Origin of the sequence: Bacillus sp. ISL-78 (assembly GCF_018613455.1) — a bacterium.
GTDB lineage: Bacteria > Bacillota > Bacilli > Bacillales > DSM-1321 > Peribacillus > Peribacillus frigoritolerans.
Genome location: NZ_JAGGQC010000026.1, coordinates 158,594 through 184,773, shown reverse-complemented (window position 1 = coordinate 184,773; position 26,180 = coordinate 158,594). Strand labels below are relative to the sequence as shown.

Sequence of the window (26,180 nt, the reverse complement as noted above, 5' to 3'; positions counted from 1 at the left end):
TGAGTTGGTAGCATGTATATTACTTCAAGGGAAAAATCAATCATAGAATTGATTATAAAAACTTCAGGAAAACATACAGCCTTATCCATTGCGACGCAATTGAATGTTAGTGTCCGGACGGTTCAACGCGATCTGAAGTCCATAGAAAAAATCCTGCAATCATTCGAGTTGCATTTAACACGCAATACACATGAGGGACTGTCCATCGACGGGAAGAATGAACAAGTCTTTCGGCTTGTACAGCACCTGATGGGCAATCATCCGATCGATCAAACGCCACAAGAAAGAAAATTGCATCTTCTTTTAGCTTTACTGCAGGAAGAATCATATAAAACTCAAGTTCTTGCGGGGGATCTCGGTATAAGCATTACGACTCTTACAACCTATTTGGACGAACTGACCGAATGGTTAAAGAGTTTTAATATCGTGATTACCAGAAAAAGGGGAGTCGGAATAGAGCTAGCCGGCACCGAAGAAAATAAACGGAAAGCCCAGGCAGCCTATTTCCTGCACTTTTTTAATGAAGAGCTGATTGAAAGTTTATTTTTGCTGCAAGAAGGAAAATTCCCAGAAGCGAAAATCCTTGACTATTTTGATCCCGAATATCTTCTGGCTATCGACGGGGTGCTGTTTTCCACTTTTGACAGCGCCCATTCCCGATTGGCGGATAGCGGGTATATAGGGTTAATTGTACATATTTATGTAACCCTGCAAAGGAATGAAAGCCAATATTTTTTGGAGAAGGACTTCAATAAAATAAGCGAACTTTCCGATGAGAATAATCTCATGAATAAAATAGGCAAGGAACTCAGCACCATGCTGGAAGTTTCCTTTACCATCGATGATATAAGCTATCTTGCAGCCATCCTTAAAGGCTCCAAGCTTCATGCGGCGGATGCCGTTCCCTATGACAGTGTATTGCTTGGCCAGCTGATAAGAAACCTGATAAAAGATGTTTCGGCACAACTGCAAATCGATTTGACCAAGGATTTCCCATTGTATCAGGGGCTCCTTGCCCATATGGAACCATCGCTTTTCCGAATCAAACAGGAAATGGGATTGTACAACCCCTTAACCGAAGATATTAAGCGAAAGTACCCGGTTCTCTTTTTGGCAGTGAAGGCCAGTCTGGAAAAGGGGTTCAAAGAAATAAAAGAATTCCCTGAAGATGAAATAGCCTTCATCGTCCTTCATTTCGGATCTGCATTAGTGCTGCGGGAGGAAGAAATATCAATAAGGGCACTTATCGTCTGCCCGACAGGTATCGGTACGTCGAAGATGCTTGCAAGCCGGATCAAAAAGGAAATCATCGAAATCGAGACTGTAGAAATCAAGACGATCAAAGACATCCAGCAGCAGGGCAGTCTGAAAAACTATGATGTGATCATTTCTACCGTCCGGCTTCCGTATATCGATAGCGATTATATCCTTGTATCCCCTCTTTTGAGTGAAGAGAATATTTTGAACATCAGGAATTATTTAAGGAAGAATATCGAAAACTTCACAAAGAATAAGCGTTATGGCATTCAGTCGGCCAATAAGGATCCCGTGACCAAAAAAGAGGATGGCGAACTGAAAGAAGTGCTGCAGGAATTGAAAGATGCCCAGCAGAGCATCGAGTCGATCATGGATAATTTCCGGTATTATCGGCTGCCGCATCGGAAAGGACATCCAGAGATCATCGAAGAACTGGTGAGGATGGCTGAAACGGAAGAACTGCTGATGGGTGCGGATGATGTGGTCAGATCCTTGAAGGAACGGGAAAAAAAGGGCGGTTTAGGCATTCCGGGCACGGGAATGGGCCTTTTCCATACGAGACATAAGAATGTTAAAGAACTGATATTCCAGGTGGCCCATCTCGAAGAATATCGTCTGGTCAAAGGTATGGATGGCAATGACGTCCATATGAAAAATTTACTGCTGATGCTGGCACCTGAAGAATTGAGTGTGAAGCAGCAGGAAATCGTCAGCTTAATAAGTTCAAGCTTAATTGAAAGCAATGAATCCATCATGATTTTTTCATCTTCGGACGAGGAAATGATTAGAAGAAGGCTGGAAGCCATATTTTTGGATTATTTATATACTAACTTGATAAAGGGATGATTGTAATGAAACAAGCAGTACATTTCGGTGCAGGAAACATTGGAAGAGGATTTATCGGAGCACTTTTTTCACAATCCGGATATCATGTAACATTTGTAGATATAGCTGATCAAATCATCGATCAGTTAAATGATAAAAAGCAATATCAAGTCAAACTGGCCACTGATCAACAGGAATCAGTCACTGTGAAAAATGTTTCGGGTTTAAACAGTTTAAAGCAGGAAGAGGAAATCATAAAAGCAATTTCCGAAGCAACCTACCTCACCACTGCCATCGGTCCCAATATTTTGCCTCATATCGCTCCTTTAATTGCAAAAGGATTGGCATCAAGAGTGAAGGAAACCGATGAAAAACTATATGTGATCGCTTGCGAAAACCAAATATCGGCAACAGACCTTTTAGAAGGCTACATTCTGGAAAACCTGGATCAAGCTACAAAGGAAAAACTAGCCGATAAAGTGTACTTCTTCAACTCAGCAGTCGATCGCATCGTTCCTATCCAAAATAACGAAGGATCACTCGATGTTCTGGTGGAACCTTATTATGAATGGGTTGTTGAAACGAAGGAAAGCATCCCTGCCGTTGAAGGGATGACCATTGTAAAAGAACTCGCCCCATTCATTGAGAGAAAACTGTTTACCGTTAATACAGGACATGCCGTCATTGCTTACCTCGGTTATCTCAAAAATAAAAAATCAACCATAGACCAGTCATTGGAAGACGCAGGCATTGTGGAGCAAGTCAAGAAAACCCTAGGGGAAACGGGAGCCTATTTAATAAAGCAATACGGTTTGGATTCAGGTGAGCATCAGCAGTATATCGAAAAAATCATTAATCGTTTTAAAAACTCCTACCTTAATGACTCGGTGAATAGAGTCGGACGTTCACCGCTGCGCAAACTCGGGCCAAACGACCGTCTCGTGCGCCCTGCCGTAGAAGCAAAGAAAGCCGGCCTTTCCTATACTAATCTGGCGAAAGCGATAGCGGCCGCTTTACTCTTTGATTTTAACGAAGATGAAGAAGTACTTAAGCTCCAAGCAATGATCAAAGAAAAGGGTGTAGCTGCCGTTCTTAAGGAAGTTAGTGGATTGGACGAAAGCAGTGAAATAACAAAAGAGGTTGTCAATCATTACAATGCGTTGAAAAAATAAATAATTTAAGTTAAAAGCTCCTGAAATGAATTTTCAGGAGCTTTTAAACATAGGGAAATTGTTAAAAGGGCTTATTGTGCTTACTATCGTGATCGAATGCGGTTTACAATGCTCAGAAGGAAATAATGCAATACCAACTAAACCACTAAAGATAATTGACTACATTGCAGGAATTTTATATGATAATACTGACTGACTAATCAATCGGGAGGTGAGAAAGAATTTCTACTCAAGAAAAGCCGGATAGAAGAGAGCAAATATTAGAGATATCACAACAACTTTTTGCGTCTCTTGGTTATCATAAAACGAAGATTTCTGACATCGTTCGAGAGGCGGGCATTGCACAGGGTACTTTTTATTGGCATTTTAAAAGTAAAGAAGCTATTGCTTTAGAAATTATTCAACAAGGGCGGATCGGACTTCTGGAAGTAGTAGCACACGGACATCGAAAATCTCCTGGAACAGTTCAGGATGTTTTGAATTCCTCTGAAAAGTTATTTGTGGAGTTGTTTGATTTTTCGGAATCTCATCGATATATGATGGAGATGATATTCAAGGGAATTGATGGTGAAGAGTCACTTAAACAGGCGATCATTGATACTCGATTGAAGGTGGAAGAAGCTTTTGAGAATAATATTAAAAGAGCAATGGAGCTAAACATTCTGCCGGAAAGGGATTCTGGTTTACAAGCTGCAATATTAATGAGTTTATTTGAAGGAATCCTATCTAGGTGGTTATTCGGGCCGGTCTCAGATGGTTCGCATATCCGAAGCAGAACAACGGCTGAGCTGGCTAAAGAAATGGTTAGATTCGAATTTTTTGGATTATTAGGAACATAAAAAGGAGGCAGATTATTATGAAGAAAAAATATTCATACATTACATTAGTTTTATTAGTAGCATTTACTTTGATATTAAGCGCATGTGGTACGAAAGACGATAAGACAAGCGAAAATAAAGAAAGCAGTGCAGATTTATTACAACAAATCAAAGATCGCGGAACCCTTAAAGTAGGGCTTATGGGTACATATCAGCCATACAATTTCTTGAATGAAAAAAAAGAGATGGATGGATTTGATGCTGATATCGCGAAGGAATTGGCCAAGCGACTTGGAGTGGATGTTGAATTTGTTTCCCAAGAATTTTCAGGTATGGTAGCAGGATTACAAACTAAAAAATTTGATGCAGTTATCAGTCAAATGACCATTACTGATGAACGCAAAAAACAAATGGATTTTACAGAACCATATATCACAAACAATGTGAAGGTAATCGTTCAAGAAGATAATAATACGGTTAAGTCTGTAAAAGATTTCAAAGGCAAAAACATTGGAGTGGGGCTAGGAACTAATGATGAAACATATCTTCGTACAGAGCTGCTTCCGGAAGTGGGAGACTTTACGATTAAAACATATGATGACGTGATTACATCATTAAAGGATTTGGACTCTGGAAGAATCGATGCAACCATCAATAATATGTATGCGTTGAAACCAGTTGTAGAGAGTAATGGATTTAAGATCAAGGCTGTTGGTAATCCGGTTAAATCTGATAAAGCAGGAATCGCGATTCGTAAAGGCAATGAATCATTATTGAAAGAATTGAACAAACATCTAGCTGATATGAAAGAAGACGGCACATATAAAGAGATTTTTGTGAAATGGTTTGGGGAAGAGCCACAAGAATAAACCTATAGTAGTAGAAAGGATACAAGCAAAGTTATGGATGTTATTTGGATTAACCTGCCATTTTTATTGAAGGGAGCATACTATACGCTCCTTATCACCATTATTTCAATGTTTTTTGGATCGATTATTGCTGTGATTGTGGCGGTAGCAAGATTAAAAGGTAATAAATTTATTAGATGGATGGCTCGTGCATATGTTTCCATCATAAGAGGTACGCCCACTTTGGTCCAAATTATTATTGTGTATTATGGACTGGCTGATTACGGCTTTAATCTTCAACCACTAACAGCGGCTTATATTGCGTTAAGTATCAGCATCGGGGCCTACCTTTCTGAAACATTGCGCGGGGCGATTCAATCCATCCCTAAAGGGCAATATGAAGCGGCATATGCATCTGGAATGACACCATATCAAACGATGCGAAGAATTGTTTTTCCGCAAGCGATTAGGGTAGCCATCCCGCCAGCTGGCAATACATTCATTGGGATGTTGAAAGAAACATCGCTTGTCTCCGTTATAACGGTTACCGAATTATTGCGATCTGCTCAATTATTAATTGCCCAATACTATGTGTACATGCCATTTTATTTAGCGATTGCGCTAATGTATTGGATCATGAGTACAGGATTTTCCTTTGTATTGGAAAGAATTGAAAAAAGGTTATCAATATATGACTAAGTATGGAGAGGTAGAATGATAAACATCAGTAACCTATCGAAGAGTTTTTCAACCTTAGAAGTGTTGAAAGATATTAATTTACAAGTGAACAGCGGCGAAGTTGTTGTGATTCTTGGGCCGAGTGGTTCAGGTAAAAGTACATTGCTTCGATGTATAAATGGACTGGAAGAATTGACGAGTGGAACTATTGAAGTGAGCAACATTATCGTTGATGCGAAAAAAAGTCATAAAGTGCGCAATAAACAAATTAAAAAGGTCCGTCTACATACGGGAATGGTTTTTCAACAATTTAATTTATACCCGCATAAAACGGTATTGGAAAATGTTATCGAAGCACTGTTAATTGTGAAAAAGTGGTCGAAAAATGATGCAGTGATAAAAGGGGAAACGCTGTTAAAAAGAGTAGGTTTGATTGATAAAAAAGATGTGTATCCTTCGCGATTATCTGGAGGTCAGCAACAAAGGGTCGCGATTGCCAGAGCACTTGCAATGGAGCCGGATATCTTATTGTTCGATGAACCAACGTCGGCATTAGATCCAGAGTTGGTAGATGAGGTGTTGGCTGTAATTAAAGAACTCGCTCATGATGGAATGACCATGGCCATTGTTACTCATGAGATGACATTTGCTCAGGATGTCGCTGATCGAATCGTCTTCATGTCAGATGGTGTCATCGTTGAAGAAAGTCCACCAGAGGAATTCTTTTCACAACCACAAACTGATCGAGCCAAGAAATTTTTGAAGAAAATGTAGATAATATAAGGAATGCGGGAGGAATTATCATGAAAGTGGTAACAAAATGGAATGGCCAGCGTGCTTTCACAGCTGTTGGAGATTCAGGTTATGAAGTCAATATGGACGCAACACCTGCATATGGAGGCGAAGGTAAAGGGTGTACACCAACAGAAATGCTTTTAGCTTCCCTAGCTGGATGCATTGGAATAGATGTCACGATGATACTGAAACCTTATTTGTCATCTGTGGATAAGCTTGAAATTGAAACAGATGGTACGAGAAAAGAAGAATTGCCAAAAGGATTCACATCCATTGTTGTGACTTTCATAATTGATGGACAAGTGGACAGTAAACGAATCTGGAGAGCAATCGATCTAGGAAAAGAAAAATACTGTGCAGTATCAGATTCCTTGAAAGCCAATATCTCATTCCGGCTTATTTTAAATGGAGAAGAGCAAACGAAAGTGGTAACTGGTCAGAACGAAGAAGAATAATATTTTTAACCTTTCAAAAGCGCTGTAGAGAAATCTCTACTGTGCTTTTGTAGTTTTTAAGGAAAAAAAGGGAACGAATAAATTTCAGCAAATTAAAAAAACCTTGTAAACAGTAATCATTACGTTTTATAATGGAAGACAGTCAAGACAAGAGAGAGTGTTTTGAAGTATAAATCGTAATCATTTTGATTTATTAGACGGAAAGCACTGAAAGAATGGATTGAGAAAGGAGGGTTCGTGCAATAAATAGAGAATTTGGTGCATTTTTTAATAATTTGGTACTAATTCAAGAGATATAGAGCTGTTATTCACGAAATTAGAGCAAGTACTCGTGAAATTAGAGCAAATACTCGTGAGTTTGGAGCAACTCGTGAGTTTGGAGTAAATACTCGTGAATTTAGAGTAAATACTCGTGAATGGAGGATTACATAGTTTGATTTTGGATAAGCATTCGGCGATGTTTACGTCGTTTGTCATGATGGTAAACTGCAATCTAAATCGTAATCAATACGATTTTGAAACAGGCAATAAAAATAGTTGAGGTAATGGAGGAAATATATCGTGTTCAGAAAATATAAATTGATTTTTATTGTATGTTTATCAGTCTTTCTTTTGGCTGCCTGTTCCACTGAGTCTGCGAAGGATCAAGCGGGTGGGAAGGAGGAAGTGAACTTGCTTTTTAATTTTGCGACTAGCTCGCTTGATCCGAATGTTGATACTAGTTATGTGTCGCTAAGGGCTGGCATCACTGAGACATTGGTGCATCTCAATGATGAGGATTTGACCATCGAGCCTTGGCTGGCGAAGAGCTGGGATAGCAAGGATGGTCAATTGTGGAACTTTAAGTTAAGGGAGGGGGTGACGTTTCAGAATGGAAAGCCGATGGATGGCAAAGCGGTGAAGGCTTCCTTGGAGAGGGCGATGAAAGATAGTCCGGCGATCAAGAATGCTTTGCGCATTGAGTCGATTGAAGCGGACGGGAATGCGCTGACCATTAAGACGGAGGTTCCTTTTCCTGAGTTTCCTTCTGAATTGGTTCATCCAAATACATCGATTATTGATGTGAAGGAAAGTGACTATATAAACAAGCCGATAGGAACCGGGCCATTTGCCGTTTCGAAATTCATACCAGGTACGGCTGTTGATTTAATGAGGTATGAGTCTTACTGGGATGAAGCCGCAAAGCTTGAGAGAGCCAGGTTTTCGTTTAATGAAGATGCCAATGCACGGTCTCTTGCCCTGGAATCGGGAGACGCCGATATTGTTTTCCGTCCGGAAGTGGAAAGCCTGGAAAATTTAGAGGCGATAGATGGTGTGAAGGTTGAATCGACATCGACTTTCCGCGTACATCAAATGACGATGAATTTGGAACGTAAAGCATTGCAGGACATACACGTCCGAAAGGCGGTTGATGCCTTGATCGATCGTCCATCCATTGCGAAAACGATTTTACATGGTCATGCAGAAGTGGCGACTGGGCCATTCCCATCCACATTCTCTTTTGCTCCGGATTATCCGAAAAAAGCGAATGGAATGGAAGCCGCTAAGGCGTTTCTTGATCAGGCGGGATATAAGAAAGTGGATGGTGTCATGCAAAAAGACGGTAAACCGTTAACGTTTACACTGCTTACATACAGTTCACGTGCCGACCTGCCGTTAATTGCCCAAGTTTTCCAATCGGATGCCGGTCAGTTGGGGATTGATGTGAAAATCAAGCAAATAGAAATCCCTGAGGAGTATATGGCTTCCAATCGTGATTGGGATTTAACGACCTACAGCAATTTAACGGCTCCTAGAGGGGATGCCGGTTATTATTTAAATGCTACTTATCATCCAAAGGGTGCCTTGAACTTCAGTGGGGCTGATGATAATCGCCTGACCTCCCTGATTGATGAGCTGAACGTGACGGTCGGGCAGGAGGAGCGCTCGGATTTAACTGAGGAGATTGCGATGTATGTGGATGAACAGGTGTATAATTCATTCATTTTACATCCGAATACACTTGTTGCTTATGATGCCGATAAAGTTAAAAACTGGATCACTTCGAGAAGCGAATACTACATGCTGACGAATGAATTGGATGTGAAGTGAATGTTTCGCATCTTAGTCCGCCGGTTCATTGAGGTCGCGATTTTTGTTCTTGTGATTACATTCATTTCTTTCCTTTTTGCTCGGCTTGCTCCTGGCGACCCGGTTCTCTCGATACTTCAAGTGGATGATGTTTCGGTCACAAACGAGCAAGTGAATGAACTTCGTGAAGAATTAGGGTTCAATGATCCGCTGTTCGTGCAGTATGGCAATTGGTTTGCGGACTTTATCCGATTGGATTTCGGGCATTCCTATCTGACGAATCAGCCTGTGATGGAAATGATCATGAGCGGGCTGACTGCAACACTTGAGCTGGCGGTTGGCGCGTTGCTTGTCATGCTTGGCATAGCCATTCCGTTAGGTTCGCTTGCTGCCTTGTACAGGGGGAGCTGGATCGATCAATTCAGCCGGGCCGTTTCTTTATTGGGGGCAGCCATTCCTAGCTTTTGGCTGGGGCTGCTCTTGATAGATTTATTTGCGGTAAGATGGGGAGCCCTTCCAACGATGGGCAGGGACGGGTTTCGTTCTTTGATTCTGCCGTCGGTCACGCTGGGGCTGGCCATCACAAGTGTGTACGTCCGTTTGCTGCGTTCGAGTTTGATAGATTCCCTCAGTCATGATTTCATCAGGGCTGCGCGATCTAGGGGGATTTCAGAAATGCGGATATTCTTTGCCCATGCATTTCGTTATAGCTTGCCCCCGGTCATTACCGTTTTCGGGGTCAGCCTTGGCAGCCTGATCGGCGGTGTAGTCGTGATCGAAGTGATTTTTGCCTATCCAGGCATAGGTAAGATGGTCGTGGACTCGATTCGGTCGCGGGATTATCCAGTCATCCAAGGGTACCTGCTGGTGATGGCCATCATTGTATTCATGGTTAATAGTGCCGTGGATTTATCTTATCGCTATTTAAATCCGGAGCTAAGACTGAAGGAAAGGAAGCATGGAAAATGGAGTTAGTTATCAAAGGAAAATCCAAAAGGCGCTGGAGAAGGACCGTCCTATTTACGGTGATGGCGACAGTCCTTGCCGTTGCGGCTTACACCTTTCTTATTCTGAAACATGATCCTGCACTGGTCAATCTGGAAGAAAGGCTATGGCCGGCGAGCATGGAACATCCGTTAGGGACGGATCATCTAGGGCGTGATGTATTGACGCGCCTTCTGCTTGGTGCACAGCTGACGGTTGGCTACGGCCTCTTATCTTTGTTTGCCGCAGTTATCATCGGCGTCCCGTTCGGGATGATTGCCGGTTTTAAAGGAGGTCTGATCGATCGGTTCTTCATGCGCATTGCCGACGCGTTTCTCGCCTTTCCAGATACGATCGTTGCCATTGTTCTTAGTGGTTTATTAGGACCGGGAATCGAAAATCTCCTGTTGGCGATCGTTCTGGTGAAATGGGTGAATTATGCCCGGCTTGTGCGAAGTACGGTGATCACAGAACGTCAGAAGGAATATGTCACAGTTGCTAAAATCAATGGATTAAGTTCATTTGGGATCATGCGGAAGCATCTATTTCCGCACCTTATCGGGAATGTACTTGTCCTTTCTAGCCTCGATTTAGGAAAAATCATCCTGCTCATATCTTCCTTTTCATATATCGGGCTCGGTGCGCAGCCGCCTGCACCGGAGTGGGGAGCCATGCTGAATGAAGCCCGTCCATACTTTCAATCCAATATGTTGCTGATGATTTACCCAGGGCTCGCCATCATATTTGTCGTCCTTCTATCCAACATGCTCGGTGATTATTTACGCGATGCATTCGATGTGAAAAAGGAGGTGGGATCATGAGGATTTTATCCGTGAGGCAGCTGCATATCATGGGGAAGCAAAATCATATCGTCAAGGATCTTTCATTAGATGTGCAGGAGGGTGAGTGGTTCGCACTTGTCGGACAAAGCGGCAGCGGGAAAAGCATGACGGCGATGGCAATATGTCAGCTGCTTGCACCCAATCTTCAAGCGAAGGGGGAAATATGGTACGGGGAAAAGAATTTATTAACGCTATCTTCCTCTGAAATCAGGAAGGTTCGCGGAAAGCGCCTGGCTTATATTTTTCAAGATTACCAGGGTTCATTCACCCCATTCCTTACCATCGGTCAGCATTTTGACGAATATCAGCGAACACATTTGAACCTTTCCAAAAAGGCAAGGAGGCAGCAATCGGTCGATGCGCTCATATCGGTGGGCCTGAATGAAGATATCTACGGCAGATATCCTTTTCAATTAAGCGGCGGGCAGCTTCAACGCGTATCCATATCAATAGCCCTTTTGCTTGAACCGGATATCTTGATAGCGGATGAACCGACCACAGCCTTGGACAGTGTATCTTCCTTTAAGGTCTTACAGTTGTTATCAAAGCTCCAAAAAGAAACAGGATGTGCAATCTTGTTCATTACCCATGATTTACGTCATGTCAGGAAGTACGCGGATCGCATTGCGGTCATGAAAGACGGGGCCATCATTGAGACCGGTGACAAAAATCAGGTATTGAACCATCCGCAGCATGCTTATACGAATGAACTGATTCAATCATCGCCATCATTGAGGAGAATACCATTTAAGCTTGAAGGAGTGTCAGGATGAGTTTATTAGACGTGCGAAATGTCCATAAAAGCTATGATAACGGAGTGGAAATACTAAGGAACGTGAATTTCAGCATGGAAAGGAAGGAATGCCTCGGGTTGGTGGGGGAGAGCGGCTGCGGAAAAAGCACACTGGCAAGACTCATCCTTCAGATTGAATCTATTGACAAGGGCAGCATCCTATTTGAAGGAACCGAGCTGCAAAACAAAAGCGAACGCAGTTTAAAGGCGTATCGCAAGAACATCCAGGCCGTTTTGCAAAATCCTGCATCGGCTTTGAATCCAAAACTAAGGATAAAGGATTCACTGATGGATCCATATCTTCAATTTGGCAGCCAGGTCAATTTGAAATACTTTACGTATACAAGTGAAGCGAACTTTATCGGACAGCTCCTGGAAGCGGTGGAGCTTCCAAGGAGTTTTGCTGAACGTTACCCGCATGAGCTAAGCGGCGGACAAAAGCAGCGAGTGACCATTGCACGTGCCATCAGCATCGAACCGGCCCTCATTATATTGGATGAACCGGCTTCAAGCCTGGACGTGCTGTCCCAAGCGGCGGTGCTGAAATTGTTAGGCGGGCTGCAGGAGACTTTGGACACTTCCTACCTTTTCATTTCTCATGATTTATCGGCTGTACAGGAGATGAGCCAACGGATCATGGTGATGAAAGGGGGTGTTATTGTGGATTCTTTCGAAAAAGAACAGCTTTTTTGCAGCGATCGCCATTCATACACAAAAGAACTGATATCGATGTTTGAATAATGAAGTTGTATTTATTTGAATTTTAAATCGCAATGATTTCGATTAAATGGGAGCTTGATACTTAAGGAGGAAGTAAGGTGAACCATCGATCATATTTGGCCTTGGCCATTCCTCTGACCATATCGACGATAACGACGCCATTGATAGGCGCGGTGGAACCAAATAGGAGTGTGTGCCTTGAAAACGATCAAATGGTCTAGAAACCAGGAAATAATCATTCATACATATTTGGATACTTATAAAATTTTACTAGAAGAAGATGATTTATCACCAAATAACGAAATCATCAATCGCGTTTTAACTGAACTGGTTTCGATTATTTCGAAACCGTTGGACCTGCATGTTGCACAAGAAATTCTTAATCATGATGAAATCCGATCGATTCGGGATACCATGCTTGAAAAGCTGACGATTGCTGAAACATTGATGGAGAATCATTATGCTAAATTATTTGTTGGCAGAGTGGACTCCCTGGATGACTTCCGTTCTTTCATTTATTGGGATAACTACAAAGAACTGATTCAAACGGAAATCAATGAATTGAATAAGGTGAAAAGTGATATTCGATCATTTGCTTTTGTAGGGACGGGGCCTCTGCCATTAAGTCCTTTGCTGCTTCAACGGGAGTTGGGTGCGAAAATGACATGTCTCGATATAGATGAACAAGCCCATTCACTTGGCCGGCGAATCGTCCAAGAACTGGATAAAGAAGGGGATTCAGAATATATTTTGAATGATGGCGCCCTTCATGACTACACGGGGTTCGACCTGGTGTGGATTGCCAGCCTGGTTCCTAATAAAGAAGAAATACTGGAACGGATATATCGGACAAACCCTGATGCAACCGTCGCAATACGGTCGGTGGACGGCATTCATCAATTATTATATGAGCCCGTTGATGCAACAAAATTCAGTAAGGTGGCATGTGAGGAAGTCGGGAGAACCGTTGCGGATTCCTTCATCATCAATTCAACCGTTTATTACACATTTAAATAGTGGCACCATGGAACGAGTTGCTTCGGCAATTCGTTTTTATTTAGGGAAAAAGAAATTCCAATAAACTTACTTGACATTATAAGCTTATGAAAATATAATTACTTACATAAAGTAACCAACAAAAGGAGAATTCATACATGAATAAAAATGCTGCAGCCCAAGTTTTTTTAAGGGTGATATTAGGTCTTACTTTTTTCATTCACGGCGTTTCAAAGTTTCAAGGGGGCATAGGAAATACGGCGGGATTTTTCGACAGTCTTGGCATTCCTGGCTTCATGGCATACATCGTTGCAGGAATCGAATTGATTGGAGGACTTGCGGTTATACTGGGTTTGGGAACACGAATCGTTTCCGTCCTATTTGCGGTCATTATGGCGGGGGCGATTTTCACGGCTAAATTACCTGCCGGTTTTCTTGGAAACGGGCAAGCGGCGGGTTACGAACTGGACTTGGCACTGCTTGCGATGTCTGTCTATCTAGCGTGTGCAAACCGCACGGTTCTTTCTTTGGATCATGTGATTTTCAATAAAAAAGGGAAGTGACAATATGGATAAAAAGTTTCATCAAAAACCAATTACCTTTGTTGGCGAGGTCAGTATAAATGTATTGGATTTAAATAAGGCCATTCTGTTTTATCAAGAAATCATCGGTCTCCAAGTATTGAAGAAAACCGACCGGAAAGCTGTTTTGACGACAGACGGAAAAACCCCGTTGCTGACACTTGAGCAGCCCGTGGATGTGATTCCGAAAGAAGGAAGGACGACGGGCTTATATCACTTTGCCCTGTTGCTGCCAACCCGTGCCGACTTATCGATTTTTTTACGCCATTTACTTCAAACGAAATATCCATTTGGAGCGGCGGATCATGAAGTGAGTGAAGCGCTGTACATTACCGATCCGGATGGAAATGGCATCGAAGTATACTCTGACCGGCCATCCACTAATTGGAGATGGGCCGGTGGGGAGGTCGAAATGGGCACGGATCCGCTGGATGGGAATGACCTGCTGGAAGAAAGCGATGGTGAGTGGAGCAAACTGCCTGCAGGTACCTTGATGGGGCATATACATCTGCATGTAGCGGATTTACGTAAAACGGAGGAGTTTTACATGCAAGGTCTTGGGTTTAGCGTCGTGAATCGATATGGAGGAGCGCTCTTCACTTCAACCGGCGGATATCATCATCACATCGGATTGAACACATGGAATGGCGTTGGCGCCCCTGCCCCGAAGGAAAATAGTGTGGGGCTAAACTGGTATACACTCGTATATGCAGACGAGGAAGCGAGAATCAAAGTAACGGAGCAACTGGAAGGAATCGGGGCTGTCGTCACGGAAAAAGAAGGGTTTTTCGCTGTAACAGATCCATCAGGCAATGAGATTCATTTAGTCGTTTAAATGATAATAATATAGAAAGCAATGGTGAGAGGATAATGGGATTCTTAAGCAGATTATTTGGAAATAAAGAAACCGCGGCAGGGGAGAATGGGAAAATGACAAAAGTATTATTCGTAAAAGTGAATGATCGTCCTTCAGATCAGGCAATCAGCACGAAAATGTACGACACATTCTTACAAACATATAAAGAGACGCACCGTGCGGATGAAGTGACCGAGCTGGATTTATTTAAAGAAAATCTTCCTTATTATGGAAACACGGCGATTACCGGACTATATAAACGCAACCAAGGTATTGAACTGACAGCTGAAGAGGAAAATGCCGCCAAACTGGTTGACCAATATTTAAATCAATTCATGGCCATGGATAAAGTGATATTCGCTTTCCCTCTATGGAACTCAACGGTTCCTGCACCGTTAATCACATATCTATCTTATTTGGCACAAGCCGGTAAAATGTTCAATTATACGGCGGAAGGTCCTGTCGGGTATGCTGGAGATAAAAAAGTCATGCTATTGAATGCCCGCGGTTCTGATTATGCATTAGAAGGAATGGCTTCCGCTGAAATGGCCGTGGGTTTAGTGAAAAATATCATTGGGCTATGGGGAATCAACAATCCGGAGACCGTGGTCATTGAAGGCCATAATCAGTATCCGGATCGGTCACAAAAAATAATCGCGGATGGTTTGGAAAACGTTGCAAAAGCGGCTGAAGCATTCTGATTGCAAAGTGAAAAGAATAGCAGGCAAAGAAAGGCCTCCATATCAATGGGGGCCTTTAGACTGTAGACAAATTCGTGGAAAGCGACTTTGAGCTGCCCCGTAAATGTTAGACACCAAACTAACATTTACGGGGTGTTTTTTATTTGAAAAACATTTCAGCTGATTTCAGAAATCCGCTCCCTTTCCGCCGACTGTCTGTCAAGCCTCCTCGACGCAAGCCTCCTCGACGCAAGCGTCTGGGAGGTCTCGGCTAGCCAGTTATTCGGCAGGAGTGTTGCAAATGCAAAATCATGGAGTAATACCAACTCTTGTTTTTAATTCATTGTAATCATTTCCTCGTTAAATTCTTGTTAGGGATTCGGAATGTGACCACAGTTTTTATAAAAAACATTCCATTTGATTGGAGCGGGTGTTCGAGACTCCTGCGGGAAAAGCGAGTCCAAGGGAGACCCCACAGGCGCAAGGAGCGCCGAGGAGGCTCCCGGACCGCCCGCGGAAAGCGAGTGCCTGGAGTGGAGATCAACTTCCTAAACCCGCTCCCCTTTCCGCAGATAAACAAAAGGCCTCCATATCAATGGGGCCTTCTTTGTGCAGGGATGATGTTTTATTTGACCTGATACTTTTTCAAACGGTATTGAAGGCTTTGGCGGCTAATATTCAGGGCCTTGGCTGCTTGGGAGATATTCATGCCATGTTCCTTCAATATCTTCTCCAAGTATTGCTTTTCAGTATTGGCGATATAATCATCAAGAGATAAGGTAGAATCCTGTAAATCTCCATTTGCATGAGTCTCTTTTCTTCCGGGATGAATGTCTTCCAAATGTGCTTTCTTCCTAAATAGAGCCGGAAGGTGGGTGATGGCAATCTTTGTATCGCCAGGTTCCATTAAATTCATGGCTCCCTCAATGATATGTTCAAGTTCCCTTACGTTTCCGGGCCAGTCGTAATCATAAAAAAGCGAGTAGACTTCTTCGCTGATCCCTTCTATATTCAATTCGAACAGCGCATTGAATTTCTCGATGAAGGATTGCGCCAGCAAAGGAATATCCTCTTTCCGTTCACGAAGAGGCGGGATGAATAACGAAACGACACTTAATCGGTAGTATAAATCCTTTCGTAAATGGTCATTTGAAATGGCATCTATCGGATCTTCATTTATCGTTGCAATGACCCTGACGTCAATTTTTTTATCCTTAGTATCCCCAACACGGCGAATCGTCCTTTCTTGAAGGGCCCGTAATAATTTCGCTTGCATGTTCGGATTTAATGAGTTGATTTCATCTAGCAGGATGGTACCGCCCTGTGCCTGTTCGAATAATCCAGGCCTTTCGATCGATCCGGTGAAGGCGCCTTTCTTTGTGCCGAAGAGTATTCCTTCAATTAGACTGTCTGGCAGGGCAGCACAGTTTTGGCTGATGAAAGGTTGTGTCGAACGGCTGCTGCCATTATGGATGCTTTGGGCGAAGAGCTCTTTTCCGGTGCCCGTTTCCCCAACGATGAGGATGGAGGATGCCGTTCTGGTCGAGCGCTTGCTCTTTTCTATGACTTCCAGGAAATTTTCACTCGTTCCGATGATGCTGTCAAACGTATATTTGGTATCGCCCTTATTCAATATATTATCTTTAATGATTCTTTCCAGATTCGTTATATCCTTTGCCACTTCAATGGCCCCGATGATATTTTGCTTTTGATCCAAAATCGGAAACGTATTATTGATCGTTGTAATTTCCTGACCAAGATTATTGAAGTAAGTCTGCTTCGAGTTCTCGGTTGTCTTCCCCGAATGAAGTGCCCTTATTAATGTACTCTCGGTTTCTTCCTTGAATTTAAAGATTTCGTGAATCTTCTTCCCTAACACTTCTTCTGAATCCATTCCTTCGATTTCTGCCATTTTCTTGTTATATACAATCGTCCGCCCTTTTATATCGATTATATGTATCCCTGTATCGATTACATCCACAAGCGAATAGAGGATGGATTGGAAACCATCTATTTTAATGATTTGATCTAAATTCATGAATGCCTCCCGTTTTTCTTCTTTTCTTAGAGCTATTGTAGATGAATTGAAGTAAAGGCGCAAATAAAATTTGCACAGCAAGATTATTTTGCATTGAAGTGCAAAAATATTTTGCGGAAAAAGTGAAAAAGCGCTGTTTTTTATGGTTTTTCTAGTTGGCATGAAAGTTGCATTAATAAAAAGTGTAAGGTTTAAGCGACAAAAATAGGGATTAGAGCAAAAAATAATGGCATACTATGCCAGTTTTGCCCTTAAAGTGCTAAATTTCATTGCATTTTTCAAGAAAAAACATTATTTTTTCAAAAAAATGAAAAGTTGGCACGGAACTTGCTTGTTTAATAAGCGAGAAGTAAAAACATAAACTTAGGGAGATGAGACATAATGGTCCAAACATATAAACACGAACCATTTACTAATTTTAAAATCGAAGAAAACAATAAAGCTTTTCAAGCGGCATTGAATGATGTAGCTAATGATCTAGGGAAGAAATATCCGCTGATCATTAATGGTGAAAAAGTGTTTACTGATGAAGTCATTACCTCTGTAAACCCAGCAAATAAAGAAGAAGTTATCGGAACCGTATCCAAAGCGAATAAAGATCTTGCTGAGCAAGCGATGCAAGCGGCAGATAAGACATTCCAAACTTGGAGAAAAACGAAAGCGGAAGTGCGTGCAAACATTTTATTCAGGGCTGCAGCGATCGTTCGCAGAAGAAAACACTATTTCTCGGCTCTATTGGTTAAAGAAGCAGGGAAGCCTTGGAATGAGGCGGATGCAGATACAGCGGAAGCGATCGATTTCATGGAATACTATGCACGTCAAATGCTGAAGCTTAAAGACGGCATGCCAGTGGAAAGCCGTCCGATTGAACACAATGCTTTCAATTATATTCCGCTTGGTGTGGGTGTCATCATCTCACCTTGGAACTTCCCGTTTGCGATCATGGCAGGCATGACGACGGCTGCTCTTGTTTCAGGTAATACGGTCTTATTGAAACCGGCCAGTACAACACCGGTCATTGCAGCTAAATTCATGGAAGTGCTGGAAGAAGCGGGCATGCCTGCAGGAGTCGTGAACTTCATTCCAGGAAGCGGTGCCGAAGTAGGCGATTATTTGGTAGATCATCCTCGTACACGTTTCATCAGCTTTACCGGATCTCGTGATGTCGGTATCCGTATTTATGAGCGTGCCGCAAAAGTACATGAAGGCCAGATCTGGTTAAAACGTGTCATCGCTGAAATGGGCGGTAAAGATACGATCGTAGTTGATAAAGAGGCTGATCTGGAATTGGCGGCACAATCAATCGTCGCTTCTGCATTCGGATTCTCAGGTCAAAAATGTTCTGCTTGTTCACGCGCTGTCATAGTGGAAGATGTATATGACCAAGTCTTGAATCGTGCCATTGAATTAACGAAAGAAAAAACGATCGGGGAACCAACAGATCTAAACAGCTTCATGGGTCCGGTCATCGATCAAGCAGCTTTCGATAAAGTCATGAGCTACGTTGAAATCGGTAAAGAAGAAGGGAAAATTGTTACAGGGGGAGAAGGAGACAATTCAAAAGGTTTCTTCATCCAGCCAACCATCATTGCCGATGTGGATGAAAACGCACGTGTCATGAAAGAAGAGATTTTCGGACCGGTGGTTGCATTCTGTAAGGCAAAAGATTTCAATCATGCAATCGAGATTGCCAATAACACGGATTATGGATTAACGGGTGCAGTCATCTCTAACAACATTGAACATATCGAACAAGCGCGTGAGGATTTCCACGTAGGTAACTTGTACTTCAATCGCGGCTGTACTGGTGCCATTGTAGGATACCAGCCATTTGGCGGATTCAATATGTCAGGCACGGATTCAAAAGCGGGCGGTCCTGATTATTTAGTTCTTCATCTTCAAGGTAAAACAACATCTGAAACGCTATAAATTTTAGGGGGAATCAACATGACAACTTTAACGGAAAAATTAATCGAGCAAACAGAACAATATGGTGCAAACAATTATAATCCACTTCCAATCGTCATTTCGAAGGCAGAAGGAGTTTGGGTGGAAGATCCTGAAGGCAACAAATATATGGATATGCTTAGTGCCTATTCAGCAGTGAACCAAGGCCACAGGCATCCGAAAATCATTGACGAATTAAAAAAACAAGCTGATCGCGTAACATTGACATCCCGTGCATTCCATAGTGATAAATTAGGACCATGGTATGAAATGGTTTCACGCATTACGCAAAAAGACATGGCACTGCCTATGAATACTGGTGCTGAAGCTGTTGAAACAGCCATCAAAGCTGTTAGACGCTGGGGCTATGATGTTAAGGGGATCGCAGAAAACCAAGCTGAAATCATTGCTTGTATCGGGAACTTCCATGGCCGTACGATGGCAGCCGTGTCCTTGTCATCCGATGATGAATATAGAAGGGGCTTTGGACCGATGCTGCCAGGGATCAAGCTTATCCCTTACGGCGATCTTGATGCATTGAAAGAAGCGATTACACCGCAAACGGCTGGATTTTTAATCGAACCGATTCAAGGTGAAGCCGGAATCATCATTCCGCCACAAGGATTCTTAAAAGAAGCTTACGACTTATGTAAAGAAAATAATGTCCTATTCGTTTCTGATGAAATTCAGTCAGGACTTGGACGTTCAGGAAAAATGTTCGCCTCTGACTGGGATGGAGTAGTTCCCGATATGTACATTTTAGGTAAAGCGCTGGGCGGCGGGGTTTTCCCAATCTCTTGCGTAGCTGCGAACCGTGAAATCCTTGGCGTATTCAATCCTGGTTCCCATGGTTCTACATTCGGCGGCAATCCATTGGCATGTGCGGTTTCCATCGCTTCATTGGAAGTCCTTGAAGAAGAAAAGCTTGCGGAACGTTCTTTGGAGCTTGGACAATACTTTATGGATAGTTTAAAAGAAATCAAGAATCCGATGATTAAAGACATCCGCGGCCGAGGCTTATTCATCGGAGTCGAACTAACAGAAGCAGCAAGACCTTATTGTGAGCAGCTTAAAGAAGAAAAACTGCTATGTAAAGAAACACATGATACAGTTATCCGTTTTGCTCCGCCGTTAGTGATTACTAAAGAAGACTTGGATTGGGCAATCGAACGCATTAAAAAAGTTTTATCCTAATATACCTATGAGGTGAATTCCATTGAGTACAACAATCAAAGAAGAAAAAGAAACTGCCAGCTTGCTTGATTCAACACAGGTCGTAATCAAGGAGGCACTGGATAAGCTTGGCTATTCTGAAGAAGTGTTCGAGCTTTTGAAGGAACCTCTGCGGATGCTGACCGTCCGGATCCCAATTAAGATGGATGACAATTCGACGAAGATTTTCACTGGATACCGTGCCCAGCACAACGATGCTGTCGGTCCGACGAAAGGCGGAATCCGTTTTCATCCTGAAGTCGATGAGGAAGAAGTCAAGGCACTATCAATGTGGATGAGTTTGAAATGCGGAATCGTGAATCTGCCATATGGCGGAGGAAAAGGCGGCATCATCTGTGATCCGCGCCAAATGTCAATCGGTGAATTGGAAAGGCTTAGCCGTGGATACGTTCGGGCAATCAGCCAAATAGTGGGGCCGACTAAAGATATCCCGGCCCCGGATGTTTATACGAATTCACAAATCATGGCATGGATGATGGATGAGTACAGTAGAATAAGAGAACACGATTCTCCTGGTTTCATTACAGGTAAGCCACTGGTACTGGGCGGTTCACACGGCAGGGAAAAGGCGACTGCACAAGGTGTCACCATCTGTATCGAGGAAGCGGCTAAGCGTAAGGGCATAGAATTGAAAGGTGCACGCATCATCGTCCAAGGGTTTGGGAATGCAGGAAGCTTTTTGGCCAAATTCATGCATGATGCAGGTGCGAAAGTGATTGGCATATCGGACGCATATGGTGCCATCTATAAACCTGAGGGTCTGGATATCGATTACTTACTTGATAAAAGGGATAGCTTTGGAACGGTAACGACACTATTCGATCATACAATCACCAACCAGGAGCTCCTGGAACAGGAGTGTGATATTTTAGTGCCTGCTGCCATTTCCAATCAAATCACCAAAGAAAATGCCCATCTTATCAAAGCCCAAATTGTCGTAGAGGCCGCGAATGGACCTACCACATTGGAGGCAACCAAGATCTTGACGGAACGCAATGTGCTTCTCGTACCTGATGTATTGGCAAGTTCAGGCGGTGTGACAGTTTCTTACTTCGAATGGGTTCAAAATAATCAAGGTTATTATTGGGAAGATGAAGAGGTCCAAACCAAATTAAAAGCGTTATTGGTCAACTCATTTAATCAAATCTATGAAATGTCCGAGACGAGAAAAGTGGATATGAGGCTGGCAGCGTATATGGTGGGTGTCAGAAAAATGGCAGAAGCCTCGATATTCCGCGGCTGGGTATAAGCTATAGTCTAATAATGGGGAGTGGAGGAGTGATTCCGTGTTAAAACCGATTCATACCATCGAGTGTGCTCAAGATGGGACCGTCGAGCAAGTTTACGTTCAAAAGGATTCCTATGTTTATGAATGGGAAAGGCTCTTTTTAGTGAAGACGGAAGATGGGAAATTGATTGATGTTTCAATAGGTGCCAGTGGTCACATTACTGAAATTAATGTTTCGGCAGGGGATCCTATTAATAGAAAGCTTCCTTTAGCTTTGCTCCAAGACGATTTTATTATAACTGGCTCTGATTGATTATAGGAAAGAGGGTGTTCCAAAGGCGGAAGCGATTTCTGCTTTGGGATGCTCTTTTTTTGTTGTGATCATTTATAAGCTGATGACAAAGCCAGGAAAAAGTTTGTAAAGAAAAAACGATGGCGATGAGGACTTTTCGGCTTTCCAATAGATAGCACCTAGCAATTATTTCTTGATAGGAGCTGGGAATGAGGAAAAGGGATAACCTATCCCCACCATCATCCACGGTTTACTATTGACGAAGTTGCCATGGAATACGGGTGTTAACATTTCTATCCAATCCTTTCGAAAGGATTTGGGATGGATTATATGAGTGGCCCGATCCGGTCTACCTGGGAAAAGGAACAAAGAACTAGATTAACATAAGGACTTTTAACCGAGATGAATACATCCGCCTTCGCTGGCCATACGTCTTAACAGGGGATGGTTCCGCGAAGGTATTTTTGATTTGGAAGGGCATATTGTCTTATTCCCTTTCATAAACTTTTACAAGCCAGTACCAAGGCAAGAAAGGAGTGGATCATGGTTGCTCGAAACCGGTTGACTCTACCCGTGTGCGCTTTCTAGGAATTTAAGCCCACGACTGGAAGTCAGTATGTTAAATACCAATTGAGATTTATACATCAAATAAATAGTGGTTTTTCTGAATCTAACCATATTTACATTCAGAATTCCGCCGTTTAAAAGAGGGGAGTTAAATCAGAATATGAGAATCTCAGAATTAAAGAGGAAAGCCCTTCAGTCGTTGGGGGGGAAATGGGGAGTAACTGTTTCGCTTATGTTGCTGTTGTTTTTGATCAACCTCGTTTTTCCTTTAATTGTCGAAGTGATCGGAAGCGGTGGGTTTTCAGAATGGCTCATGCAGGAAGAAACACCGTTATGGTCTGATATCTTCAGCATGGTCTTTTCCATTGCCTTAGTTCCGCTTACCATTTCAACCACTTGGTTCTACCTGAATTTAGTTAGGCAAGGAAACCCTGGCACTCCTGAAGTGTTCGCAATCTATAAAGATGGAAAGACCTCTTTCAAGCTTATTGGGGCATCCATCTTACAAGCAATTTTCATTTTTTTATGGTCATTATTATTAATCATTCCGGGTATCGTCAAGGCCATCGCTTATTCGCAGCAGTTTTTCTTATTGAAGGATCATCCTGAATACACGGTGCTTGAAGCCATTTCAGAGAGCAAAAAAAGGATGAAGGGCTTGAAATGGAAGTATTTCCTTATGCACCTAAGCTTCATCGGGTGGGGCATCCTTTGCATGTTCACGCTGGGAATTGGTTTACTATGGTTGATTCCTTATGCAGGAACAACAACGGCTGCATTCTATGAAGAATTGATTGTGCCTCAAGAGGATATTGACGATGATCAACAAATAGAGGGGTAAAAGATAAACCGATAGCATTTGGCTATCGGTTTAAATTTATAGACAAAAGTGGTTTTACCTAAAATTTCAAAACATAGTTGATTGGAACGGAAGGTGCGAGACTCCTGCGGGAAAAGCGCGTCGAGGGGAGACCCCGCAGGCGCAAGGCGCCGAGGAGGCTCCCGGACCGCCCGCGGAAAGCGAGTGCCTGGAGTGGAAATCGACGTTCGAGGTTTTATAAATCCTCATAAAAACTGAAACAAACTTGATTTTCATCGATTTTGTCTAAAGTCTGCAATCGGTAGCATTTGGCTATCGGTTTTTTATTCCCGATTCTCCTTAAAAAGGTTAAATTGTTCATTTTGCCTGGTGTATAATAGAATATTGAGAATGCCATTTAGGGGGATTACATAGTGAGTGGGTATAATATTGCGGATCTGGTATACCAATTGTTTTGCCTTTTATTTCTAATCCTGATCATCGTCGGGACCGTATCCCTTTTCCGTTCCATCAAGCACCGTAAAACCAGACTGGATATCATGGAAAAGAAAATGGATGATTTGCATGAACTGATTAAAAGGGGCAAAAATTGACGGCGGCATCGTGCAGGCGTTCAAGCTGCAGGTAAACTCGAAGAAAAGCGAGTTGGCCTGCAGTTTTTTTATTTAAACAGCTTGATTTCAGAAATAATTTAATCCTATATAAAAGTGTGAAAAAGTCTAGCCTTATTTTAAATCATGGTTATCACCTGTGATAGCTTGATGGGCATTCGGCAGGAAACCATTTCGAACCCTATGTTGTCGCAGTTTTTATTAATTGAAAAACTTTCCAGTTGATTTGAACGGAAGGTACGAGACTCCTGCGGGAAAAGCGTGTCCAAGGGAGACCCCACAGGCGCCAAGAGCGCCGAGGAGGCTCCCGGACCGCCCGCGGAAAGCGAGTGCCTGGAGTGGAAAGCAACGTGATCAACAAACTCCGGCAATTATAAAATAATTTATACTGAAATAACTTAGTGGAAAGCACTGTCTCCAAATTTGAAATATGAGGATTGGATTTTAGCATCAATTGAGAGACATAAAAAAATAGAAAAAGAAAGGGAATTGTCAAAAATAAGCAGTTTTACATAGGCGTGTCGGGGTTGTGGGGCAAATTTCACGTAAGGCCGCTGGTATGGAAGATGCATGGTTTGTTGCGGTCTTTTACCCTATAATGGAATAGATGTGTATTTAAGGATTTGATGAAAAAGTCTATCAGGAATGCTCGACCCTATAACAAATCGACGGAGATGGAGAATGCTTAACATTCGGTCCTTTTGTTAGGTACTTTTGAGAAGTGGGAGGAGTCGGTATCATGAAAGAAGTTATTGCAGTAAAAGAAATTACTAGGTTTAAAACAAGGACGGAGGAATTTAGCCCGTACGCTTGGTGTAAAAGGATGTTAGAAAATGACCCTGTGAGTTATCACGAAGGAACGGATACGTGGAATGTCTTTAAATATGAAGATGTGAAGCGGGTTCTCAGTGATTACAAACATTTTTCAAGTGTTCGGAAACGGACGACGATATCGGTTGGAACGGATAGTGAGGAAGGTTCTGTGCCTGAAAAGATCCAAATCACTGAATCGGATCCACCTGATCATAGAAAACGCCGGTCACTGCTGGCAGCAGCATTCACACCTAGAAGTCTTCAAAACTGGGAACCTCGCATTCAGGAAATTGCAGATGAATTGATTGGACAAATGGACGAGGAAACGGAAATCGATATTGTGGCTTCATTGGCAAGTCCGCTTCCGATCATTGTCATGGCAGATTTGATGGGAGTTCCTTCGAAAGATCGTTTATTGTTTAAGAAATGGGTGGATACCTTATTTCTTCCTTTTGATAGAGAAAAACAAGAAGAAGTAGATAAATTGAAGCAAGTGGCCGCAAAAGAATACTATCAGTATTTGTATCCGATTGTTGTGCAAAAACGATTGAACCCGGCGGATGATATCATCTCAGATCTATTGAAGTCAGAAGTGGATGGGGAAATGTTTACGGATGATGAGGTTGTCCGGACGACCATGCTGATTTTAGGGGCGGGAGTCGAGACCACAAGTCATTTATTGGCCAATAGCTTTTATTCCCTGCTATATGATGACAAAGAAGTTTATCAAGAGTTACATGAAAACCTGGATTTAGTTCCGCAGGCGGTCGAAGAAATGCTCCGTTTCCGATTCAATCTTATTAAATTGGATCGAACCGTAAAGGAAGATAACGATTTATTGGGAGTGGAGTTGAAAGAAGGGGATAGCGTGGTTGTTTGGATGAGTGCAGCTAATATGGATGAAGAGATGTTTGAAGACCCCTTCACCCTTAATATCCACCGCCCTAATAATAAGAAACATCTCACATTCGGAAATGGCCCGCATTTCTGCCTGGGAGCGCCGCTAGCCAGGCTGGAAGCGAAGATTGCGCTTACTGCATTCCTGAAGAAATTCCAGCATATTGAAGCGATGCCATCGTTCCAGTTAGAAGAGAATCTTACCGATTCAGCGACCGGGCAAACTTTGATATCACTGCCCCTTAAGGCAAGCCGCATGTAAAAAACGAAAAACCTTGTGCCCTAACCTGCATAAGGTTTTTTTATGTTCCTGCCACTCCTTGAAACGTTCGACTGGAAATCTTATAGTAACCTGAAGTTGAGG

The 26,180-nt window shown here is 42.6% G+C and carries 25 protein-coding genes and 2 pseudogenes; 26 read left to right on the top strand and 1 reads right to left on the bottom strand.

What is annotated here, in order from left to right:
- Positions 1-12 precede the first annotated feature (12 nt).
- The 18 genes and pseudogenes from J7I96_RS21805 (at position 13) to J7I96_RS21730 (ending at position 15,391) form a co-directional block, all read left to right on the top strand.
- Positions 13-2,103, top strand: a complete 2,091-nt coding sequence (locus tag J7I96_RS21805) for a BglG family transcription antiterminator (protein ID WP_214924629.1) — start codon at positions 13-15, stop codon at positions 2,101-2,103.
- Positions 2,104-2,108: 5 nt separating this feature from the next.
- Complete coding sequence (locus J7I96_RS21800; RefSeq protein ID WP_214924626.1) at positions 2,109-3,254, top strand: mannitol-1-phosphate 5-dehydrogenase; 1,146 nt, start codon at positions 2,109-2,111, stop codon at positions 3,252-3,254.
- Positions 3,255-3,475: 221 nt separating this feature from the next.
- Positions 3,476-3,640 (top strand): annotated as a pseudogene (locus J7I96_RS28480) (TetR/AcrR family transcriptional regulator); the annotation flags it as partial.
- 90 nt (positions 3,641-3,730) lie between these two features.
- The gene (locus tag J7I96_RS28135; RefSeq protein WP_251029217.1) at positions 3,731-4,093 is read left to right on the top strand and encodes a hypothetical protein; all 363 of its coding nucleotides are present in this window, start codon (positions 3,731-3,733) and stop codon (positions 4,091-4,093) included.
- Positions 4,094-4,110: 17 nt separating this feature from the next.
- Positions 4,111-4,941 (top strand): transporter substrate-binding domain-containing protein, encoded by an 831-nt coding sequence (locus J7I96_RS21790; RefSeq protein WP_214770720.1) that lies wholly within the window; start codon positions 4,111-4,113, stop codon positions 4,939-4,941.
- A gap of 33 nt (positions 4,942-4,974) precedes the next feature.
- Positions 4,975-5,619: an amino acid ABC transporter permease gene (locus tag J7I96_RS21785; RefSeq protein ID WP_214770723.1), complete on the top strand. Its 645-nt coding sequence runs from the start codon at positions 4,975-4,977 to the stop codon at positions 5,617-5,619.
- A 15-nt stretch (positions 5,620-5,634) separates the two neighbouring features.
- Positions 5,635-6,372, top strand: coding sequence for an amino acid ABC transporter ATP-binding protein (locus J7I96_RS21780; RefSeq protein WP_214770725.1), 738 nt, complete (start codon positions 5,635-5,637; stop codon positions 6,370-6,372).
- A gap of 29 nt (positions 6,373-6,401) precedes the next feature.
- Positions 6,402-6,848, top strand: a complete 447-nt coding sequence (locus J7I96_RS21775) for an OsmC family protein (protein WP_214924624.1) — start codon at positions 6,402-6,404, stop codon at positions 6,846-6,848.
- A 561-nt stretch (positions 6,849-7,409) separates the two neighbouring features.
- Complete coding sequence (gene nikA, locus J7I96_RS21770) at positions 7,410-8,939, top strand: nickel ABC transporter substrate-binding protein (RefSeq protein ID WP_214924622.1); 1,530 nt, start codon at positions 7,410-7,412, stop codon at positions 8,937-8,939.
- Positions 8,940-9,893 (top strand): nickel ABC transporter permease, encoded by a 954-nt coding sequence (gene nikB, locus J7I96_RS21765; RefSeq protein WP_214924620.1) that lies wholly within the window; start codon positions 8,940-8,942, stop codon positions 9,891-9,893.
- Positions 9,884-10,723, top strand: coding sequence for a nickel transporter permease (nikC, locus tag J7I96_RS21760; RefSeq protein WP_214924618.1), 840 nt, complete (start codon positions 9,884-9,886; stop codon positions 10,721-10,723). The genes nikB and nikC overlap by 10 nt, the downstream gene beginning before the upstream one ends.
- The gene (locus J7I96_RS21755) at positions 10,720-11,517 is read left to right on the top strand and encodes an ABC transporter ATP-binding protein (RefSeq protein ID WP_214924616.1); all 798 of its coding nucleotides are present in this window, start codon (positions 10,720-10,722) and stop codon (positions 11,515-11,517) included. The genes nikC and J7I96_RS21755 overlap by 4 nt, the downstream gene beginning before the upstream one ends.
- On the top strand, positions 11,514-12,278 hold the full coding sequence (locus J7I96_RS21750; protein ID WP_214924614.1) for an ABC transporter ATP-binding protein: 765 nt from the start codon (positions 11,514-11,516) through the stop codon (positions 12,276-12,278). The genes J7I96_RS21755 and J7I96_RS21750 overlap by 4 nt, the downstream gene beginning before the upstream one ends.
- Positions 12,279-12,355: 77 nt before the next feature.
- The gene (locus J7I96_RS28475; protein WP_285289422.1) at positions 12,356-12,478 is read left to right on the top strand and encodes a hypothetical protein; all 123 of its coding nucleotides are present in this window, start codon (positions 12,356-12,358) and stop codon (positions 12,476-12,478) included.
- Positions 12,456-13,274 carry a nicotianamine synthase family protein gene (locus J7I96_RS21745; RefSeq protein ID WP_214924612.1) on the top strand — a complete coding sequence of 273 codons (819 nt, stop codon included), beginning with the start codon at positions 12,456-12,458 and terminating at the stop codon, positions 13,272-13,274. The genes J7I96_RS28475 and J7I96_RS21745 overlap by 23 nt, the downstream gene beginning before the upstream one ends.
- 137 nt (positions 13,275-13,411) lie before the next feature.
- Complete coding sequence (locus J7I96_RS21740) at positions 13,412-13,816, top strand: DoxX family protein (RefSeq protein ID WP_214924610.1); 405 nt, start codon at positions 13,412-13,414, stop codon at positions 13,814-13,816.
- A 4-nt stretch (positions 13,817-13,820) separates the two neighbouring features.
- Positions 13,821-14,669 (top strand): VOC family protein, encoded by an 849-nt coding sequence (locus tag J7I96_RS21735; RefSeq protein ID WP_214924604.1) that lies wholly within the window; start codon positions 13,821-13,823, stop codon positions 14,667-14,669.
- A 35-nt stretch (positions 14,670-14,704) separates the two neighbouring features.
- Entirely contained in the window at positions 14,705-15,391 is a 687-nt protein-coding gene (locus J7I96_RS21730) for an FMN-dependent NADH-azoreductase (protein ID WP_214924602.1), read from the top strand.
- Between the two features lie 604 nt (positions 15,392-15,995).
- On the opposite strand, the gene J7I96_RS21725 is transcribed toward J7I96_RS21730, so the two are convergent.
- Positions 15,996-17,408: a sigma-54 interaction domain-containing protein gene (locus J7I96_RS21725; RefSeq protein WP_214924600.1), complete on the bottom strand. Its 1,413-nt coding sequence runs from the start codon at positions 17,406-17,408 to the stop codon at positions 15,996-15,998.
- A 381-nt stretch (positions 17,409-17,789) separates the two neighbouring features.
- On the opposite strand from J7I96_RS21725, the gene pruA reads away from it, so the two are divergent.
- The 8 genes and pseudogenes from pruA to J7I96_RS21690 all read left to right on the top strand — a co-directional run bounded on the left by pruA (position 17,790) and on the right by J7I96_RS21690 (position 26,078).
- Positions 17,790-19,337 carry an L-glutamate gamma-semialdehyde dehydrogenase gene (gene pruA, locus J7I96_RS21720; RefSeq protein WP_214770751.1) on the top strand — a complete coding sequence of 516 codons (1,548 nt, stop codon included), beginning with the start codon at positions 17,790-17,792 and terminating at the stop codon, positions 19,335-19,337.
- 18 nt (positions 19,338-19,355) lie between these two features.
- A complete protein-coding gene (locus J7I96_RS21715; protein ID WP_034309472.1) occupies positions 19,356-20,549 on the top strand; it encodes an ornithine--oxo-acid transaminase in 1,194 nt (397 codons plus the stop codon).
- Positions 20,550-20,571: 22 nt separating this feature from the next.
- On the top strand, positions 20,572-21,837 hold the full coding sequence (locus tag J7I96_RS21710; protein ID WP_251025189.1) for a Glu/Leu/Phe/Val family dehydrogenase: 1,266 nt from the start codon (positions 20,572-20,574) through the stop codon (positions 21,835-21,837).
- Positions 21,838-21,874: 37 nt separating this feature from the next.
- Complete coding sequence (locus J7I96_RS21705; RefSeq protein WP_095393313.1) at positions 21,875-22,129, top strand: biotin/lipoyl attachment domain-containing protein; 255 nt, start codon at positions 21,875-21,877, stop codon at positions 22,127-22,129.
- Positions 22,130-22,238: 109 nt separating this feature from the next.
- Positions 22,239-22,396, top strand: a pseudogene (locus J7I96_RS28130) (amidohydrolase); the annotation flags it as partial.
- A 439-nt stretch (positions 22,397-22,835) separates the two neighbouring features.
- The gene (locus J7I96_RS21700) at positions 22,836-23,516 is read left to right on the top strand and encodes a DUF975 family protein (protein WP_214924598.1); all 681 of its coding nucleotides are present in this window, start codon (positions 22,836-22,838) and stop codon (positions 23,514-23,516) included.
- Between the two features lie 392 nt (positions 23,517-23,908).
- A complete protein-coding gene (locus J7I96_RS21695) occupies positions 23,909-24,088 on the top strand; it encodes a hypothetical protein (RefSeq protein ID WP_034309467.1) in 180 nt (59 codons plus the stop codon).
- A gap of 754 nt (positions 24,089-24,842) precedes the next feature.
- Positions 24,843-26,078, top strand: coding sequence for a cytochrome P450 (locus tag J7I96_RS21690; RefSeq protein ID WP_214771319.1), 1,236 nt, complete (start codon positions 24,843-24,845; stop codon positions 26,076-26,078).
- Positions 26,079-26,180: the final 102 nt, after the last annotated feature.